Source organism: Arthrobacter sp. OV608 (genome assembly GCA_900110595.1).
In the GTDB taxonomy this organism is placed as follows: domain Bacteria; phylum Actinomycetota; class Actinomycetes; order Actinomycetales; family Micrococcaceae; genus Arthrobacter.
Genome location: FOEZ01000062.1, coordinates 1 through 1,294, shown reverse-complemented (window position 1 = coordinate 1,294; position 1,294 = coordinate 1). Strand labels below are relative to the sequence as shown.

Annotated in this window: 1 protein-coding gene; it reads right to left on the bottom strand. The window is 64.8% G+C overall.

Annotated features, from left to right (window positions below; translation table 11 throughout):
* Positions 1-30: 30 nt before the first annotated feature.
* A protein-coding gene (locus BMX78_RS22605; RefSeq protein ID WP_091424856.1) for an IS3 family transposase occupies positions 31-1,226 on the bottom strand; the annotation gives its coding sequence in 2 pieces (ribosomal slippage) (positions 31-959 and positions 959-1,226; 1,197 coding nt in all).
* Positions 1,227-1,294 lie beyond the last annotated feature (68 nt).

Below are 1,294 nucleotides of genomic sequence, written 5' to 3'. Positions count from 1 at the left end.
TGGGGTTACCCGCAAATCGTGGACAGTTGATCAGGCGGCTTGTGCCGGCTGAAGTTTATTGCTGGTAAGGAACTGTTCGTGTTCTACCGGCGTGGTGTAGCCCAGGGCGGAGTGCAGCCTGGAGCGGTTGTAGAACTCCTCGATCCAACGCCCTGTTTCCCGGATCGCGTCCTGCCTGGTTGCCCACCGGCGCCGGTCGTAGAACTCGGTCTTCAGGGTCGACCAGAACGATTCCTGCATCGCGTTGTCCCAGCACACGCCTGTCCGCCCAACCGACTGCCTGATGCCCAGTCCGGTGCAGACGTCGTTGAGCTGGGCGGAGGTGTATTGAGTGCCGCGGTCGGCGTGGAACACGACCCCGGCCGGTCCGCCGCCGCGCAGGATGTAGGCCATGCGCAGGGCCCGCTCCACCAGGTTGGTGGTTTGGGTGGAGTCCATCGCCCATCCGATCACGCGCCGGGAGCAGGCATCCCTGACAGCGCATAGATACACCCAGCCCTCACCGGTGCGCAGGTACGTGATGTCCGAGATCCAGACCGCATCCAGGGCGCCGGTATCCCACTTTCGGGCCACCAGATCAGGGATCGAATGCACCCGCACCTCACCGATCGGCGCTACCGGCCGGAACCGGCGCGGCGAGATTCCTTCCAGGCCCTGCCGGCGCATCGAGGCTGCGACAGTCTTCCGGTCAACGCCGGTCCCGTTCCTGGCCAGCGCTGCCTGGACCCTGGGTGCCCCGTAGATCCCGGTTGAATCCGCGTGGGTTCGCCGGACCTTCGCATCCAGTTCCGCCCGCACCAAGGCCCGCTCCGACTGCTCGGAGCTTCGTCGGCGCCAGGCGTAGAACCCGGACCGGGACACCCGTAAGAGCCGGGCCATGCGCTGGACCGGGTAGTTAGCCTTCTCGGCCTCCATCAGCTCGAAGCATTCCGATTCTGCTGCTTGGAAGCGAAGAAGGCTGCGGCTTTTCCCAGGAACTCGTTGTCCATCCGCAACTGAGCGTTTTCCCGGCGCAAACGCTCCAGCTCAGACTTCTCCGTCTCAGCCGCCGCGAACTCCTCAGGAGCCTCCAGCCGGGCCCTCTCCTGGGCAACCCAGCGGCCCAGCAACTGCTCACCCAGGCCCAACTCCCGGGCCACCGGGGCGACCGGCCGGCCCGTATCAATGACAAGGCGCGCAGCCTCCCGCCGATACTCCGGAGTGAATTTACGTCGTGTCGTGCTCACAAGAACACCTTTCCGCAGAATCCAAGGATCCCGCTACTTCAGGTGTCCACCAACAGAGGTTAACCCCA